Annotated in this window: 16 protein-coding genes; 11 read left to right on the top strand and 5 right to left on the bottom strand. The window is 66.7% G+C overall.

Features of this window, described 5'->3' with window-relative positions:
- Positions 1–8: 8 nt before the first annotated feature.
- The 4 genes from A9K58_RS01375 to A9K58_RS01360 form a co-directional block, all read right to left on the bottom strand.
- The gene (locus tag A9K58_RS01375) at positions 9–248 is read right to left on the bottom strand and encodes a SlyX family protein (protein WP_065197620.1); all 240 of its coding nucleotides are present in this window, start codon (positions 246–248) and stop codon (positions 9–11) included.
- The gene (locus tag A9K58_RS01370; protein WP_065197619.1) at positions 241–1,590 is read right to left on the bottom strand and encodes a UDP-glucose dehydrogenase family protein; all 1,350 of its coding nucleotides are present in this window, start codon (positions 1,588–1,590) and stop codon (positions 241–243) included. Before A9K58_RS01370 ends, A9K58_RS01375 begins: the two co-directional genes overlap by 8 nt.
- Before the next feature lie 23 nt (positions 1,591–1,613).
- Positions 1,614–2,591 (bottom strand): FKBP-type peptidyl-prolyl cis-trans isomerase N-terminal domain-containing protein, encoded by a 978-nt coding sequence (locus A9K58_RS01365; protein WP_065197618.1) that lies wholly within the window; start codon positions 2,589–2,591, stop codon positions 1,614–1,616.
- 96 nt (positions 2,592–2,687) lie between these two features.
- Positions 2,688–3,275 (bottom strand): glutathione peroxidase, encoded by a 588-nt coding sequence (locus A9K58_RS01360; protein ID WP_065197801.1) that lies wholly within the window; start codon positions 3,273–3,275, stop codon positions 2,688–2,690.
- Positions 3,276–3,641: 366 nt separating this feature from the next.
- On the opposite strand from A9K58_RS01360, the gene A9K58_RS18890 reads away from it, so the two are divergent.
- The 7 genes from A9K58_RS18890 (at position 3,642) to A9K58_RS01330 (ending at position 8,231) form a co-directional block, all read left to right on the top strand.
- Positions 3,642–3,878: a hypothetical protein gene (locus tag A9K58_RS18890; protein WP_081283948.1), complete on the top strand. Its 237-nt coding sequence runs from the start codon at positions 3,642–3,644 to the stop codon at positions 3,876–3,878.
- 2 nt (positions 3,879–3,880) lie between these two features.
- Complete coding sequence (locus A9K58_RS01355; protein ID WP_006453095.1) at positions 3,881–4,240, top strand: GntR family transcriptional regulator; 360 nt, start codon at positions 3,881–3,883, stop codon at positions 4,238–4,240.
- Positions 4,240–5,115: an ABC transporter ATP-binding protein gene (locus A9K58_RS01350; protein ID WP_065197617.1), complete on the top strand. Its 876-nt coding sequence runs from the start codon at positions 4,240–4,242 to the stop codon at positions 5,113–5,115. Before A9K58_RS01355 ends, A9K58_RS01350 begins: the two co-directional genes overlap by 1 nt.
- Positions 5,112–6,140, top strand: a complete 1,029-nt coding sequence (locus A9K58_RS01345) for an ABC-2 transporter permease (RefSeq protein WP_065197616.1) — start codon at positions 5,112–5,114, stop codon at positions 6,138–6,140. Before A9K58_RS01350 ends, A9K58_RS01345 begins: the two co-directional genes overlap by 4 nt.
- Before the next feature lie 27 nt (positions 6,141–6,167).
- Complete coding sequence (locus tag A9K58_RS01340; protein WP_065197615.1) at positions 6,168–7,055, top strand: GIN domain-containing protein; 888 nt, start codon at positions 6,168–6,170, stop codon at positions 7,053–7,055.
- A gap of 39 nt (positions 7,056–7,094) precedes the next feature.
- Positions 7,095–7,700: a YggN family protein gene (locus tag A9K58_RS01335; RefSeq protein WP_065197614.1), complete on the top strand. Its 606-nt coding sequence runs from the start codon at positions 7,095–7,097 to the stop codon at positions 7,698–7,700.
- A gap of 105 nt (positions 7,701–7,805) precedes the next feature.
- Positions 7,806–8,231 carry a hypothetical protein gene (locus tag A9K58_RS01330; protein WP_065197613.1) on the top strand — a complete coding sequence of 142 codons (426 nt, stop codon included), beginning with the start codon at positions 7,806–7,808 and terminating at the stop codon, positions 8,229–8,231.
- A gap of 103 nt (positions 8,232–8,334) precedes the next feature.
- Here A9K58_RS01330 and A9K58_RS01325 read toward each other — a convergent pair whose 3' ends face one another.
- Positions 8,335–9,774 carry a class II fumarate hydratase gene (locus A9K58_RS01325; RefSeq protein ID WP_065197612.1) on the bottom strand — a complete coding sequence of 480 codons (1,440 nt, stop codon included), beginning with the start codon at positions 9,772–9,774 and terminating at the stop codon, positions 8,335–8,337.
- A gap of 291 nt (positions 9,775–10,065) precedes the next feature.
- On the opposite strand from A9K58_RS01325, the gene purB reads away from it, so the two are divergent.
- The 4 genes from purB to A9K58_RS01305 all read left to right on the top strand — a co-directional run bounded on the left by purB (position 10,066) and on the right by A9K58_RS01305 (position 17,511).
- The gene (purB, locus tag A9K58_RS01320) at positions 10,066–11,433 is read left to right on the top strand and encodes an adenylosuccinate lyase (protein WP_065197611.1); all 1,368 of its coding nucleotides are present in this window, start codon (positions 10,066–10,068) and stop codon (positions 11,431–11,433) included.
- A 738-nt stretch (positions 11,434–12,171) separates the two neighbouring features.
- Positions 12,172–13,587: a cupin domain-containing protein gene (locus A9K58_RS01315; protein ID WP_065197610.1), complete on the top strand. Its 1,416-nt coding sequence runs from the start codon at positions 12,172–12,174 to the stop codon at positions 13,585–13,587.
- Positions 13,588–13,596: 9 nt separating this feature from the next.
- A complete protein-coding gene (locus A9K58_RS01310) occupies positions 13,597–14,493 on the top strand; it encodes a GNAT family N-acetyltransferase (RefSeq protein WP_065197609.1) in 897 nt (298 codons plus the stop codon).
- 186 nt (positions 14,494–14,679) lie between these two features.
- A complete protein-coding gene (locus A9K58_RS01305) occupies positions 14,680–17,511 on the top strand; it encodes a 2-oxoglutarate dehydrogenase E1 component (protein WP_065197608.1) in 2,832 nt (943 codons plus the stop codon).

Below are 17,511 nucleotides of genomic sequence, written 5' to 3'. Positions count from 1 at the left end.
AGATCGGATCAGTAGTGCGGCGGCGGTGGTTCGCTCGCCGGATCGGAAGAATTCAGTGCATTGCGGACCTTGCCCAGGTCTTCCAGCAGCACGCGCAGCACGTCGGCGTTGCGCGTGCCCTGCATGCGGGCATCGGCCAGCGCATCGCTCAGTTCGGCCAGCGCCTGTTCCTGGAAGGAGACACGCATTTCCAGCTCGACCAGGCGCGCTTCCAGCGCCTGCTCGCGTTCGGTCGGCAGATCAGACATGCAGCGAGCGCCCCCGGCCAATACCGTAGTAGGCCAGCCCGGCGGCTTCCACGTCGGCCGGCTCGTACAGGTTGCGGCCGTCGAATACCACCGCATCCTTCAACTGCTCGCGCAGCTTCTGGAAATCGGGGCTGCGGAACTGCTTCCACTCGGTCACCACGACCAGCGCGTCGGCTCCCTGCAGTGCTTCATCGGCACTGCCGCAGAACTCCAGGTCGTCGCGCTCGCCGAAAATGCGCTGCGATTCGTGCATCGCCTCCGGGTCGTAGGCGCGCACCTTCGCGCCGCCCTCCCAGAGCTGCGCCAGCAGGCGCCGGCTGGAGGCCTCACGCATGTCGTCGGTGTTCGGCTTGAAGGCCAGGCCCCACACGGCGAAGGTCTTGCCGCGCACGCCTTCGTCCTCACCCTTGTCGTAATGACGCTGGATGAGGGTGAACAGATGGCCCTTCTGGGCGTCATTGACCGCTTCCACCGCGTTCAACAGCTTCGGCTCCAGGCCATGCTGCTGGGCAGTGCGGGCCAATGCCTGCACATCCTTGGGGAAGCACGAGCCACCATAGCCGGCGCCCGGGTAGATGAAGTGCCAGCCGATGCGGGGGTCCGAACCGATGCCCTGGCGGACCTGTTCGACGTCGGCCCCCACCCGTTCGGCGATATTGGCGATTTCGTTCATGAACGAAATCTTGGTCGCCAGCATCGCGTTCGCGGCGTACTTGGTCAGCTCGGCCGAGCGTACGTCCATCTCCACCACACGGTCGTGGTTGCGGTTGAACGGTGCATACAGGCGACGCATCACCGCCACCGACTCCCCGCTGGTCGCACCGATGATGATGCGATCCGGCCTCATGCAGTCGGCCACCGCGTCGCCTTCCTTCAGGAATTCCGGATTGGACACCACATCGAAGGCGATATCCACGCGACGCGCGGCCAGTTCTTCAGCAATGGCGGCACGCACCCTGTCGGCAGTGCCGACCGGCACCGTCGACTTGTTGACCACCACGGTCGGCACGGTCATGTGCCGGCCGATGGTGCGGGCCACGGCCAGCACGTACTGCAGGTCGGCGCTGCCATCCTCGTCCGGCGGCGTGCCGACGGCGATGAACACCACCTGGCCATGCGCGATCGCGGCGGCGGCATCGGTGGTGAACGCCAGCCGCGATGCGGCATGGTTGGCCTTCACCATCGGCTCCAGGCCCGGCTCGTAGATCGGGATGATGCCCTGGTTGAGGCCATCGACCTTGGCCTGGTCGATATCGACGCAGACCACCTGATGACCGACATCGGCCAGGCAGGTACCGGTCACCAGACCCACGTAACCGGTACCGAAAATCGCAACGCGCATGTCCGTGCAGGCTCCGTGGTTGCTTACGGCAGGACGCCCAGCAGCTCGACGTCGAACGTCAAGGTCGCGTTCGGGCCGATCGGGCCGCCCGGAGTGCCGTTCTCGCCATAGGCGAGCTCGCCCGGGATCCAGAAGCGGTACTTCGAACCGACCGGCATCAGCGCAACGCCTTCGGTCCAGCCCTTGATCACCTGATCGAGGCCGAACTCAGCCGGCTGGCGGCCGTAGGAACTGTCGAACACGGTGCCGTTGAGCAGCTTGCCTTCGTAGTTCACGCGCACCTTGCTGGTCGGCAGCGGACGCTCGCCGCTGCCCGGGCGGATCACCTGGTACTGCAGGCCCGATGCGGTGGTCACCACGCCCGGCTGGGTCTTGTTCTTGGCCAGGAACGCATTGCCTTCCTCGCGGTTGGTCTGCGCGGCGGCGGCCGCCTTGGCCTGCATTTCAGCCTGCTTGGCGCCCATGAAGGACTGGATGGTGGCGGTCGCGTCGGCTTCCGTCATCTTCGGCTGGCCCTTGCTCAGACCGGTGCTGATGGCGTCAAACAGTGAGGCGACGTCGATGTCGTCCTTCAGCTGCGCCAGCGACGGACCCACCGAATAGGAACCGATCATCTGCGACACTTTCACGCGGTCGACCTTCGGCGGCTGCGAGCCCGGTGCCATGCCCGGCACCTGCTGGCCGCTGCGGGCCATCACGACCTGGCGCAGGGCGGCGTCGGTGGCCTTCGCCTGCTCTTGGGTGATCTGCGGCTGCAGGCCTTCGAAGGAACGCTCCACGGCGGTGCGCAGGGCGGCCACATCAATTTCATCGGCGATCGGGGTGAACGACTTGGCCACGTCCAGGCCGATCGCGTAGCCGAGCTTCTGCTTGGGGGAATTCAAGGTTGCGGTCTCCTTGGCGGCTGCAGGGGCAGCCGGTTGTTGCGACAGAGCGACACCCGAAGTGCCCATTGCCAGAATCAGAACCGACGCCGCGGCGCCGCGCATTCCCATCTTCATTCGCTGCATTCCTGGAAGTGTCTGGGCGCCGACGTCGGCGCGAAAAAAGACATTGTCGCACGCATGCCGTCGATGTCGAGGCATCCGCGCCGGATCTCAATGCGTGGCAGGTGCGGCCAGCGCCCTGTCGATGGCAGCGATCAACTGCGGATCGTCCGGCGTCACCTTGCTGGCGAACTGGGCGATGACCCTGCCGTCGCGGCCGATCAGGTACTTGTGGAAGTTCCAGCCCGGCGCCACGCCGGTGGCTGCGGTCAACCGCTGATACAGCGGGGTGGCTTCGGCGCCGACCACGTGCACCTTCTCGAACATCGGGAACCTGACACCATAAGTGAGCGTGCAGAACTCCTGGATCTGCTTCTCATCGCCCGGTTCCTGCCCCTTGAAATCGTTGGACGGGAAGCCGAGCACGGTAAGACCCTGCCTGGCATAGCGCCGCTGCAGCGCCTCCAGGCCTTCGCACTGCGGGGTAAAGCCGCACTTGCTGGCAGTATTGACCACCAGCAGCACCTGGCCCCGATAACGCTGCTGCAGGTTGACCCGCTGCTTGCCAGCCAAGGGGCGGTAGTCCAGGTCGAGCAGGTCGGTGGCCCACGCCTGGGTGGCGCATGCCAGGCCGGCCACCAGCAGGGCCAGCAGGGACAGGCCGCGCAGGCGGCTCGGGATGACAGTGGGCAGGGGCATCGGCAGCAGTCCGCAGTCGCCATTCACAGGGCCCGCCCAGGTTCGGCGGGGTATCGGTCGAACTATAGCACCGGGCCCTTGCTCGACCCCATTGCGGCAGGCGCTGGCGGCTTTGCATGGCGTGGCGCCTGCCTGCGCCGGCCGCAGCAATGGGGCAGTGATGACATAGCATGGCCAATACTGAACGGAGCGCATGCCGGGATTCGCCGGAATGAAGATTTATTTTTCTTTTAAATCAACCTGATATCGGAGTATTTCAACGATTTGACCACCCCTGCCATCAGTTGGGGCCGGCAAGGGGTTGCACGGAAGCGTGCCGGTGTTATAGTTGAATACAACACCAGTCACCTGAGGCAGGGGGAAGCCATGAATACCCGGATCCGTCGCAACCTGACCGCACCCGCTGCCGTCGCTGTTTCGGCCCTGCTGGTGCTGGCCTGGTTGGCCGCGCCAACCGACCCCGCCCCGGCCTCCTCTGATGGTGCACAGGACGCGGATATCCCGCCGGCAGGGACTGCCTCCCCCTCCCCCCCGCGTCGGCTGCACAGCTCCCTGTCCATGCCGTATTTCTCGTTCGCCCAGCCGCTGACCCCACGGAGCTGAACATGAGCGACATCCAGTGGAGCGATGGCGCTCCCATCTACCGTCAGTTGAAGGAGCGCGTGATCGCCATGATGCTCGACGGAATCCTCAAGCCGGGCGATGCCCTGCCTTCGGTGCGCCAGGTGGCCGCCGACTACCAACTCAACCCCATCACCGTTTCGCGCGCCTACCAGGAACTGGCCGACGAAGGCCTGGTCGAGAAGCGCCGCGGGCTGGGCATGTTCATGACCGAGCAGGCGGCCACGCAGCTGCGCAGCAGCGAGCGCGACCGCTTCCTCAATGAAGAATGGCCGGCGGTCCTCGAGCGCATCCAGCGCCTGGGCCTGAGCCTCGACGAATTGCTGCCCCAGGGGAAAGTCTGATGAATAGCACTGCAAGTGAGTCGGTCATCACCGCCCGAGGCCTGCGCAAGGCCTACAAGACCACCGTCGCCCTCGACAACGCCAGCTTCAGCATTCCCAGCGGGCGCATCGTCGGCCTGATCGGTCCCAATGGTGCCGGCAAGACCACCGCACTGAAGGCCATCCTCGGCCTGACCGCGGTGGAAGGAGAACTGAGCGTGCTCGGCCGTGACCCGCGGCAGCATCGCGACGACCTGATGAATGACATCTGCTTCATCGCCGATGTCGCGGTGCTGCCGCGCTGGCTGAAGGTGCGCGAGGCGATCGACTTCGTCGCCGGCGTTCACCCGCGCTTCGATCGCGCCCGCTGCGAGCGCTTCCTGGCCAACACCAAGCTGCAGCCGAAGCAGCGCGTGCGCGAACTGTCCAAGGGCATGATCGTGCAGTTGCACCTGGCGCTGGTGATGGCCATCGATGCACGCATCCTGGTGCTGGACGAGCCGACCCTGGGCCTGGACATCCTGTACCGCAAGGAGTTCTACCAGCGCCTGCTGGAAGACTATTTCGACGAGCAGAAGACCATCATCGTCACCACCCACCAGGTGGAGGAGATCGAGCACATTCTCAGCGACGTGATGTTCATCCGCGATGGCCGCATCGTGCTCGACGCGGAAATGGACGACGTCGGCCAGCGTTACACCGAACTGCTGGTCAATTCAGACCAACTGGACACCGCGCGCGCCCTCAAGCCGATCGATGAGCGCAGCCTGGCGTTCGGCAAGACCGTAATGCTGTTCGACGGCGTACCGCGCACCCAGCTTTCCACCCTGGGCGAGACCCGCAGCCCGGGCCTGGCCGACCTGTTCGTCGCCATCATGAAGGGGACCTACGCATGAATGCCGCCAACCACCCCGTCAGCCCGTTGGGTACCCTGCGCTGGCTGCTCAAGCGCGAGTACTGGGAGAACCGCGGCGGCTTCCTGTATGCGCCGCTGATCGCCGGCCTGATCTCGCTGGTGATGAGCACCATCGGCATCGCCTTCGGCCTGTTCGCACTGCATCGTGCGGCGCGCGACGGCGGCCTGCATATCGATGGCGAGGACGTCAACATCAATGGCCTGGACCTGGCCCTGCTGACCCGCGACATCAGCGCCCAGGACCTGGCCGATCTGGGCAACGGCCTGGACCTGACCCTGGTGCTGAGTTCGGCGTGGCCGTTCCTGGTGCTGGCGTTCGTGGTGTTCTTCTACTGCCTGGGCGCGCTGTACGACGACCGTCGTGACCGCAGCATCCTGTTCTGGAAGTCACTGCCGCTGTCGGACGCGCAGACGGTCCTGTCCAAGCTGATCAGCGCCGTGGTCGTGGCCCCGCTGATCGCGGTGGTTGCCGGCATCATCACCATGTTCGGCTTCATGCTGGTCATCAGCATCGTTGCGCTGAGCCATGGAGGCAGCCCGATGACCCTGATCTGGGGGCCCGCCAGCCCGCTGACCCTGGCCGCCGGTCACCTCGCCTGGATCCCGGTCTATGCGCTGTGGGCCCTGCCCACGGCCGGCTGGCTGCTGCTGTGCTCGGCGTGGGCCCGGTCCAAGCCGTTCCTGTGGGCGGTGATGCTGCCACTGTTCGCCGGCGTCATCGTCAGCACCACCAAGGTCATGCCGCTGATCGGCCTGAGCACGGGCTGGTTCTGGCAGAACATCGTCGGTCGCCTGCTGCTGGGCGCGGTACCGGGCATGGACCTGCTGTACCGCCTCGGGGACAACGAAGGCTCGCGCCGCGACCTTGAATCGGTGGTCAGCCTGATGTCCCCGGCCTCGCAGCTGAAGTCGCTGGCGATGCCGGAACTGTGGATCGGTGCGGCCGCCGGCGCAGTGTTCATCTTCATCGCCATCCGCCTGCGCAAGCGCGCCGGCGAGATCTGATCTCCTCACAACCCGGAGGCATCATCCATGCGTTCCCTGCTCGCCTGTACCGCGTTGTTGCTGTTGCCGCTGTCGGCGCTGGCCGCCGATGCACCGAACTGCAGGTTCACCGCTGCACGCACCCTGAAGCTGGATGTTGCCGGTGCCAGGGCGGTGGTGCTTGAAGTCAACCAGCACGACCTGAAGGTCGTCGCCAGGGCCGGAGGCGGCCAGCTCGAGGGGCGCGCCTGTGCCTCGAGCCAGGAGTGGCTGCAACAGCTGGTGCTCGACCAGCGCAAGGTGGGCGACAAGCTGATCGTGAGCCTGCGCCGCGAGGGCCGCGACAGCGGGATCAGCCTGGGCAACAGCTACGCCTGGCTGGATATCCATGGCAGCGTGCCGGACAACCTGCCACTGCAACTCAAGGTCGGCTCCGGCGATGCCAGCGTGGACAACGCGCAGTCGCTGAGTGTCGACGTCGGTTCCGGTGACGCGGTGGCCCGTGGTACCCGTGGCGGCATCCACGCTGCCGTGGGCTCGGGCGATCTCACCATCGACGGCGGCGCCTCGCTCAACCTGCTGTCGCTGGGCTCCGGCGACGTCACCGCTCGCAACATCGCTGGCGATGCCATCACCGGCACGGTCGGCTCGGGTGACCTGACGATCACCGATGTGCGGGGCAACGCGCGGCTGGACACGGTCGGCTCGGGCGACATCGAGTTCAGGCAGGTGCAGGGCGATGTTGACGTAGGCGTGGTCGGCTCCGGTGGCGTCGACCTGTCCGCAATCGGCGGCAACGTGCATGTGCGCAGCCACGGCTCGGGCGACATCGATGTCGACGGCGTGCGCGGCAACCTGACCGTCGACCGCAGCGGCAGTGGCGATGTCAGCCATCGCAATGTAAGCGGCAAGGTCACCTTGCCGCGCAGCAAGTAGACCAAGTAAACCTTGACCAGACACGACCAGGGGACCCTCATGAACGTTTCGCGCCTGCTGCCTGCAGCCCTGCTGTGCCTGCCGCTGATCGCCTGCGGTGGCACTTCGCCCTCCTCCGGCGGTACCGCCGGCAAGAGCGTCGCGGAGGCCACCAGCAGCGTTGGCCAGACCGTCAAGGAAGCCATAGACGATGCCCGCAAGGACATCACCCAGGGCAACATCAAGATCTCTGCCGACAACCAGCCACGTGCGGAGATCACGCCGGACGGCCATCTGCTGATCGGCGGCAAGGACGTCCCGACCGATGAGGCCCAGCGCCGCAGGCTGCTGGAATACCGCGGCCATGTCGTCGCCATCGCGTTGGATGGCATGGATGTCGGCCTGGCCGGAGCCAAGCTGGGCGTCAACGCCGCCGGTGAAGCACTGAAGGGCATCTTCAGCGGTGACAGCGAAGGCATCGAGAAGCGCATCGACGCCGAGGCCGGGAAGATCGAGGCCCAGGCCAAGCGCATCTGCGACCGGATGCCGGCGATGCTGGCCAGCCAGCAGGCACTGGCACGCGAGCTGCCGGCGTTCAGGCCCTACGCCTCGATGGACCAGAGTGATGTCGACGACTGCGGCAAGGACACCGTGGTCCAGCGCTAGGCCCGCGACACATCAGCGCACCCGGCCGGCGGCGGCGTCCCGCTGCCCGCCGGCCCGCTCCGCAGGGGCTTACAATGGCCGTCCCGGAAGCTCGTACCGAACGCCATGAAGAAGTTGTTCCTGCTGCTCGCCGCCCTGCTCTGCCTCGGCCTGGCCGGCTGTGACAAGGATTACCGCAACCACCGCGCCGAGCGCGGCAAGCCCAAGATTTCCGTCAGCGAAGGCATGGTCACCGTGCGCCGTCCGCCGGCACCGAACATCATCATTCTCGGCGATGGCACGATGAAAGTGGACGAGATCCAGATCCCGCTGGACGAGGGGCAGAAGCAGATGCTGCAGACCCTGTTCGGCAAGCTGCAGGTGCTGCGCCAGAACACCCTGGTGGCCGCGCCGGCCGATCCCAACATGCAGCCGGTGAAGATCCAGCCGCCGGAAGGCATGGACGTCATCCCTGCGGATCTGGTCCAGCGCATTCCCGAGTTCAAGGACTACACTGATACCTTCGGCAACATCGTCGCCGACCGTCGCTGAAAAAGACGCCGCCCCAAGGGCGGCGTTTCTGCTTTCCGTAGAGTCGAGCCATGCTCGACTCCGCAACAACAGTCGAGCATGGCTCGACTCCACAACCGGCAGATCAACCGCCGCCGCCACCTCCGCCCGCCTGGATACCACCGGCGGTCAGCGCCGCCGGGTCCAGCAGGCGGCGCAGTTCGGCCCCGTCCAGGCCGCTGTCCTCCAGCGCCACGTCCAGCACCGGGCGCTGCTCCTTGTAGGCGCGCTTGGCGATCGCCGCCGCCCGCTCATAACCGATGATCGGGTTCAGTGCGGTGACCAGGATCGGGTTGCGCGCCAGCGCTTCGGCCACGCGGTCCTCGCGTACCTTCAGCCCGGCGATGGCGCTGTCGGCCAGCAGCCGGGATACATTGGCGATCAGACCGATGCCATCGAGCAGGTTCACCGCGATCAGCGGCAGGGTGACGTTGAGCTGGAAATTACCGGTCTGCCCGGCCACGGTGATCGCAGTGTGGTGGCCAATCACCTGCGCGCAGGCCATCACCGTGGCTTCCGGAATCACTGGATTGACCTTGCCCGGCATGATCGAGCTGCCCGGCTGCAGCGCTGGCAGCTCGATCTCGCCCAGCCCGGCCAGCGGACCGGCATTCATCCAGCGCAGGTCGTTGGCGATCTTGATCAGCGCCACCGCCAGTGCGTTGAGCTGGCCGGACAGCTCGACCGCGTCATCCTGTGCGGCCAGGCCTTCGAACTTGTTCTCCGCGCTGTCGAACTTGACGCCGGTCTGCTGCTTCAGCGCCTTGGCGACCTGTGCGCCGAAACGCGGATCGGCGTTGATGCCGGTACCGATCGCGGTGCCGCCCAGGGGCAGCCTGCGCACGCGCTTGAGGCTGTCTTCGATGCGTTCCTGCGCCGAGGCCAGCTGTGCCGACCACGCGCCGAACTCCTGCTCGAACGTCAGCGGCATCGCGTCCATCAGGTGGGTACGCCCGGTCTTGACCACCTTGCGCAGGCTGCGCCCCTTCCTGTCGATGGTCTTGCGCAGGTGTGCGAGCGCTGGCAGCAGCTGCTCATGCGCGGCCAGTACCGCCGACACGCGCAGCGCGGTCGGGATCACGTCGTTGGAGCTCTGCCCCTGGTTGACGTGGTCATTGGGATGCACCGCCGTCGTGCCTGCCTTGCCAGCACGGTTGGCCAGCGTCGCGATGACCTCATTGGCATTCATGTTCGACGACGTGCCCGAACCGGTCTGGTAGATGTCGATCGGGAAATGCGCGTCCCAGTTGCCGGCAGCGACTTCGGCCGCTGCGGCCTGGATCGCCTTGGCCACCGCCTTGGGCAGATGCCCCAGCTCGGCATTGACGCCGGCGGCAGCCCCCTTGACCAGGCCCAGGGCCCGGATGAAGCCGCGCGGCATGCGCAGGCCCGACACCGGGAAATTCTGCACGGCGCGCTGGGTCTGTGCGCCCCACAGGGCATCGGCAGGCACCTGCAGTTCGCCCATGCTGTCATGTTCGATCCGGAATCCCGGGGCGGCACCCTTGCTTGCAGCTTTGCTCATTGCATCAACTCCGCACTACTTCAGTTGGGGAAAGGGAAGCGGCGGCTGGCAGGGCGTCGCTTCCCGGGCTGGCGGCTGCGCCAACGATACTCCCTTGCCCGCAGCGCGGGATGACGAGGACGGGCCAGATCGTTCCACTCGCAGGGCCGTGTTGTAGAGCCGAGCCCATGCTCGGCTGCCCGCGCGGCGCCGGATTCTCCGAAGCAGCCGAGCGTGGGCTCGGCGCTACAGGGCACGCCTGCCCCGCACGTCGTAGAATATGGCCCCCGCCGCTCGCCCTGCCTCGCCGACATGTCCGATTCCGCCCTGCTCGCCCTGTCCCCGCTCGATGGCCGCTATGCCGGCAAGGTCGATGCCCTGCGCCCGATCTTTTCCGAGTACGGCCTGATCAAGGCCCGCGTGACGGTCGAGGTGGAATGGCTGCTGGCGCTGGCCGCCGAGCCCGGCATCGCCGAGCTGGCCCCGTTCTCCGAGGCCGCCATCGCCCGCCTGCGCGCGCTGGCCACCCGTTTCAGCCCATCCCAGGCCGCGCGCGTGAAGGAGATCGAGCGCACCACCAACCATGACGTCAAGGCGGTGGAGTACTTCATCAAGGAACAGCTGAAGGACGATGCCGAGCTGGCCCCGGCGCTGGAGTTCGTGCATTTCGCCTGCACCAGTGAGGACATCAACAACCTCAGCTACGGCCTGATGCTGGAGCAGGCCCGCCGCGAAGTGCTGCTGCCGAGCCTGGACGGCATCGCCGCCACCCTGCGCAGCCTGGCCCACGCCCAAGCCGCACAGCCGATGCTGTCGCGCACCCACGGCCAGACCGCCTCGCCAACCACCCTGGGCAAGGAGCTGGCCAACGTGGTCGCCCGCCTGGAACGCCAGCGCAGGCAGATCGCCGCGGTCGAGCTGACCGGCAAGATCAACGGCGCGGTGGGCAACTACAACGCCCACGTGGCCAGCTACCCCGACGTGGACTGGCCGGCCTTCGCCGAGCGCTTCGTGACCGGCCTGGGCCTGGTGTTCAACCCGTACACCACGCAGATCGAGCCGCACGACAACATCGCCGAGATCGGCGATGCCGCGCGCCGCGCCAACATCATCCTGATCGACCTGGCCCGCGACATCTGGGGCTACATCTCGCTGGGCTACTTCAAGCAGCGCCTGAAGGAAGGCGAAGTCGGCTCGTCGACGATGCCGCACAAGGTCAACCCGATCGATTTCGAGAATGCGGAAGGCAACTTCGGCATCGCCAACGCCCTGTTCGAGCACTTCAGCGCGAAGCTGCCGATCAGCCGCTGGCAGCGTGACCTGACCGATTCCACCGTGCTGCGTGCACTGGGCACCGCGTTCGGCCACAGCCAGGTGGCGCTGGATTCGCTGGCCAAGGGCCTGGGCAAGCTGGAAGTGAACCCGCAGCGCCTGGACGCTGATCTGGACGCGGCCTGGGAAGTGCTGGCCGAGGCCGTGCAGACGGTGATGCGTCGCCACGGCCTGCCGAACCCGTACGAGCAGCTGAAAGCGCTGACCCGTGGCCAGGGCATCACCGCCGGGTCGATGCGCGCGTTCGTGGAGGGACTGGAGCTGCCTGCGGATGCGAAGCAGCGCCTGCTGGAGATGACCCCGGGCAGCTACACCGGCCTGGCCGAGTCGCTGGCGAAGAAGATTTAAGGGGTTTGCTTGCGGCGGCGGCCGCGGGCGCTGCCTGCGGCAGGCAACGGCAACGGCAACATCAACGTCAAGAGCGGCTCTGGGTTATCGCCTCGCTTGGCGGGGCGGGTTGGGTTCGCGGGGGACGACGTGAACCCGTCCCTGGGGGCTTGGCCGCGGCATCCATGCCGCGGACACCCCCGCGAACCCAACCCGCCCCACCTCTGACAGTTTCCCGGTGACGGATCGACGAGCATTGGGTTGTCGGGGCGGAATTTGAAAGAGGGACGCGGCTTCGCCGCGTCCCTCTTTGTTTGAGGGTCTTTTGTAGAGCCGAGCCCGTGCTCGGCTGCTTTTGGGCGTGGGCAACAGCAAGCCGAGCGTGGGCTCGGCTCTACACAAGCAAGCGCAGCGCGCGACCCGCTGTTGCCTTTGCTTTTTTCTTCCATTCCGTGGCGGGCCGCGCAGGAAACTGTCAGGGGCCGGGCGGGTGGGCTGCGCGGGGGTGTCCGCCGCATGGATGCGGCGGCCAAGCTTACAGGGACGTACTTGCAGCGTCCCCCGCGCAGCCCACCCGCCCGGCCAAACCCGGCTTTTGCTTTCAGCGACCAACCCAAACCCCGCCACGAGGGGCTCCGCCGTTGGCCGGAACCCCGCGACAAACCACCGCACGTGCGCAATCCCAACGAACGGCGGACAATGGAGACCTTGGCGGCCCGCCGTGCCGTCCCTCCCGCTTTCCGCTGCAAGGATTCCCCCATGGCCGCCCGCAAGTCCTCCGCCCCGCTGATCGAAGTCACCGCCCGCCCCGGCCAGCCGCTTGGCATGGCGCCGGCTGCCTTCCTGCGCGACTTCTGGCAGAAGCGCCCGCTGCTGATCCGCAATGCCTTCCCCGATTTCCAGACCCCGGTGCAGCCGGAAGACCTGGCTGGGCTGGCCTGCGAAGAAGGCGTGCTGGCACGCCTGATCGAGCACGACAAGGCCCAGGATCGCTGGCGCGTGCGCACCGGCCCGTTCCAGGAAGACCTGTTCCCCGCCCTGCCGGACCACGACTGGACCCTGCTGGTGCAGGACGTGGACAAGTGGGACCCGGACGTGCGCGCCCTGATCGAGCATTTCCGCTTCCTGCCGCGCTGGCGCATGGATGACGTGATGATCAGCTTCGCCGCCACCGGCGGCTCGGTCGGCGCCCATGTCGACCAGTACGACGTGTTCCTGCTTCAGGCCCACGGCCACCGCCGCTGGCAGATCGATGCCAGCGAATCGATCAAGGGCAGGCAGCCGCCGCTGGGCTTCCGTCCGGACGTGGAGCTGAAGCTGCTGAAGGTATTCAAGCCGACCCATGACTGGGTGCTGGCACCGGGCGACATGCTGTACCTGCCGCCGAACGTGCCGCACCACGGCGTGGCCGAAGACCCCTGCCTGACCTTCTCGTTCGGCATGCGTGCACCGTCGTCGGCCGAGCTGATCAGCGACTACCTCGACACGCTGATTGCCGACGCCGACGAGAACATCCGCTACCGGGATCCCGACCTGAAAGTGCCGGCCGACCCGAATGAAATCGACACCGTAGCGATGTCGCGGGTGATCACCGCGCTCAATGCCATCCGCATGAACGACCCGGACGCGCTGGGCGACTGGTTCGGCCGCTTCATCACCACCTACCGTGCCGCCGGCGAAGTAATGGCCCATCAGGCCGCACCGCCCGCGGAGGAAGTGCTCGAAGCGCTGGCCGCGGGCCTACTGCTGCAGCGCCACCCGTGGGCACGACTGGCCTGGCGCCGGGCCAAGCGTGGCGCCCGCCTGTATGTCAGCGGCCAGGACTTCGCGCTGCCGGTGAAGGACGCGCAGCGCCTGGCCGGTGCCGAGCAGCTCGATGCCGCCGCCTATCGCGGCCTGTCCGACAAGGGGCGCGCGGTAGTCCAGCAGCTGCTGGTCGGTGGCGTGTTCCAGCTGATCGAGCCCAGCGAACTGTATGACGCCGGAGACGAGGACGAAGGCGAGGACACCGGGGTGCTCGGGGAGGTCGTCGAAGGCCGCGACCGCGTGGAGGCGATCGATGCCGACGCGGTGTCCGACGATGTCCACACCGTGACCGTGCACGACGACGGTATCGAGGTCATCGTCAACTTCGAAGACGACGAGGAAGACGACAGCAACACAGGCCGTGCCTGAGCCCCCGCCATGATCCGGATCCAGCAGGTCAGCCACGCCGACGCCCACGTCGCCATCCACGAGGTGCGGCAGCGGGTGTTCGTGCAGGAACAGGGCATCGCCGCCGAGCTGGAACGCGATGCGCTGGACCCGGTCAGCACCCACGTGCTGGCGCTGGATGCCGACGGCCAACCGGTCGGCACCGGCCGGCTGGCTCCGGACGGTCGCATTGGCCGCATGGCGGTGCTGGCCAGCCATCGCAGCCAGGGGGTCGGCGAGGCCCTGCTGGAGGCACTGGTCGAGGCCGGGCGCCGCCTCGGCCTGGCCGAACTGCACCTGCACGCCCAGCTGCCGGCCCGCGATTTCTACGCCCGCCAGGGCTTCCTGCCCGAGGGCGAGGTGTTCGAGGAGGCCGGCATCGGTCACCAGCAGATGCGCCGCCGGCTGGGCGCTGCCAGCGCCATCGACCGCCGCGTCGAGGCCGTGTCCATCACCACCGCCATCATCCACCGCGCCCGTCGCCAGCTGTGGCTGCACAGCCGCCAGCTGGACCCGGGCCTGCTCGATGCCGCCCCGGTCCAGGCCGCCCTGCGCCGTTTCGCGACGGCCCGCCACGACAAGCAGCTGCGGGTGATCGTGCACGACCCGGCCGCCATCGCCTCCTCCGGTGCCCCCCTGCTGGCGCTGGCGCAGCGCCTGCCCAGCGTCATCCAGTTCCGCGAGGTCACCGACCCGGTTGACCGTGCGCTGGCGTCGGCCTGCCTGCTCAACGATGCAGGCGACTTCTACTTTCGTCTGATCGGGCACCGCCTCGACGGCGAGGCCGGCATCGCGCTACCGGCACGTTCACAGCCGTTCGCGCAGCAATTGCAGCGTCTGTGGGAACGTTCACGCGACTGTACCGAGCTGCGCGCGCTCGGCATCTGATCCGGCACAACCGATCCAACCTGTCTGGAAGCGGCACCGGGGGTCCGCAGATGCCCGTGGTGGTGCCCCTTCCTGTCCGGATGGGGGTACAATTTGGCCGTTTGAACGCGCCTGCGCAGGGCTATTCATCTTCCTGCCGGGTCCTTCTTGAGCCATACCCCACAAAGCGAATCAACACCCTCCATCGTGGACAATCTACTGAAGCAGTTTGCGCAATCTTCGCAGCTCGCCGGCGGCAACGCCTCCTATGTCGAGGACCTGTACGAGCAGTACCTCGTCTCCCCGGACAGTGTCGATCCCAAATGGAAGACCTACTTCGATGGCTTCAAGGGCCGCGAAGCAGGTGACATTCCGCACTCGGCCGTCATCTCCCACATCGCGGACGCGGCCAAGGAAGCGCTGAAGGCCGGCACCGGCGAAGGTGCAGGCGACGAGCGCGAGCGCAATGTCGGTCGCTTGATCACCGCCTACCGCTCGCGCGGCCACCTGGATGCGCGCCTGGACCCGCTGGGGCTGGCCAAGCCGGTCAACACTCCGGACCTCGGACTGCCGTTCCACAACCTGTCCGATGCCGACCTCAACAGCGAGTTCAGCACCGGCGGCGTCGGTGGCCAGCCGCGTATGAAGCTGCGCGAGCTGCTGGCCCGCCTCAAGGCGACCTACACCGGCTCGATCGGTGCGGAGTTCATGCACATCTCCGAGGTCGAACAGCGCCAGTGGATCTACAGGAAGCTGGAGGCCGCCGGCGGCAACTACCAGCTGGACGCTGACACCCAACGCCGCACCCTCGAGCGCCTGACCGCAGCCGAAGGCCTGGAGCGCTACCTGCACACCAAGTATGTCGGCCAGAAGCGCTTCTCGCTGGAAGGCGGCGACTCGCTGATCCCGATGATGGACACCATCATCCGCAGCGCTGGCAAGGACGGCGTCAAGGACGTGGTGATCGGCATGGCCCACCGCGGCCGCCTGAACGTCCTGGTCAACACCCTGGGCAAGAACCCGCGCAAGCTGTTCGACGAGTTCGAAGGCAAGTTCGAGCACGACGACCATGCGTCGGCCGGCGATGTGAAGTACCACATGGGCTTCTCCGCCGACGTCGCCACCGAGGGCGGCCCGGTGCACCTGGCACTGGCATTCAACCCGTCGCACCTGGAAATCGCCGACCCGGTGGTGGCCGGCTCGGTGCGTTCGCGCCAGGAGCGCCGCAAGGACACCGCGCGCAGGCAGGTCATGCCGATCCTGATCCACGGCGACGCCGCCTTCTCCGGCCAGGGCGTGGTCATGGAGCTGTTCCAGATGTCGCAGGCCCGCGGCTTCGCCGTCGGTGGCACGGTGCACATCGTGGTCAACAACCAGGTCGGCTTCACCACCTCCAATCCGCTGGATACGCGCTCCACGCGCTACGCCACCGACGTGGCGAAGATGATCGCCGCCCCGGTGCTGCACGTGAACGGCGATGATCCGGAAGCCGTGGTGTTCGCCGCGCAGCTGGCCTTCGAGTTCCGCCAGAAGTTCGCCAAGGACGTGGTCATCGACCTGATGTGCTACCGCCGTTGGGGCCACAACGAGGCCGACGAGCCGGCAATCACCCAGCCGCTGATGTACCAGGTGATCCGCAAGCACCCGACCACCCGCGAGATGTACGCCGAGCAGCTGGAAAAGGCGGGCGTGATCGCCGCCGGCGCCGGCAAGGCGATGGTCGATGCCTACCGCGAGAAGCTGGACGCCGGCGAAGTGACCACCGAGCTGGCCAAGGTCGAGAAGACCCCGCCGACCAGCCCGCTGTTCGTTGATTGGCCGAAGCTGCTGGAAGGCAAGCTGTCCGATCCGGTCTCGACCAAGGTCGAGAAGAACAAGCTGGTCGAGCTGGCCAGGCTGATCAACACCATCCCGGACGAAGTGCAGCTGCACTCGCGCGTGGCCAAGGTCTACGACGACCGCCGCAAGATGGCCGCCGGCGAGATTCCGGGCGACTGGGGCTTTGCCGAGAACCTGGCCTACGCCACCCTGCTGGACGAAGGCCATGCGCTGCGCCTGGTCGGCCAGGACGTCGGCCGCGGCACGTTCACGCACCGCCACGCGATCCTGCACGACCAGAAGACCGACGACTACTACATGCCGCTGCGGCAGCTGGTTGATTCGCCGGAGAAGGCCACCGTCATCGATTCGCTGCTGAGCGAAGAAGCGGTGATGGCCTACGAGTACGGCTTCTCCACCACCGATCCGAACACCCTGTGCATCTGGGAAGGCCAGTTCGGCGACTTCGCCAACGGCGCCCAGGTGGTGATCGACCAGTTCATCGCCGCCGGTGAAGCCAAGTGGGGCCGCATTTCCGGTCTGACCCTGCTGCTGCCGCATGGCTATGAAGGGCAAGGCCCGGAACACAGCTCGGCGCGCCTGGAGCGCTTCCTGCAGCTGTGCGCGCTGGAGAACATGCTGGTGGTCGTGCCGTCGACCCCGGCCCAGGCCTTCCACATGCTGCGTCGCCAGCTGCACATGACCACCCGCAAGCCGCTGGTAGTGATGTCGCCGAAGTCGCTGCTGCGCCACAAGCTGGCGGTGTCGACCCTGGACGAGCTGGCCAACGGCGAGTTCCAGCACCTGATCGGCGACGCCAATGCCGACGCCCAGAAGGTCAAGCGCGTGGTGCTGTGCTCGGGCAAGGTCTACTACGACCTGCTGGAAGACCAGACCAAGCGTGGCCAGGACGACGTGGCGATCATCCGCGTGGAGCAGCTGTATCCGTTCCCGCGTGCGCTGCTGGCTGCCGAACTGAAGAAGTACGGCAAGGCCACCGACGTGGTGTGGACGCAGGAAGAACCGCAGAACCAGGGCGCGTGGTACCAGATCCGCCACCACCTGCAGTTCTGCCTGGCCGATGGCCAGAGTCTGCACTACGCCGGCCGTGCGCGCTCGGCGTCCCCGGCCGCCGGTCACATGGCTGACCACGTCCGCGAACAGCAGCAGCTGATCGCCGATGCACTGGTCAACCCGTTCAACGACCAGGTCGCTGAATAA

Origin of the sequence: Stenotrophomonas maltophilia, from assembly GCF_001676385.1 — a bacterium.
In the GTDB taxonomy this organism is placed as follows: domain Bacteria; phylum Pseudomonadota; class Gammaproteobacteria; order Xanthomonadales; family Xanthomonadaceae; genus Stenotrophomonas; species Stenotrophomonas maltophilia_J.
This window is presented reverse-complemented; position numbering and strand designations above follow the sequence as displayed.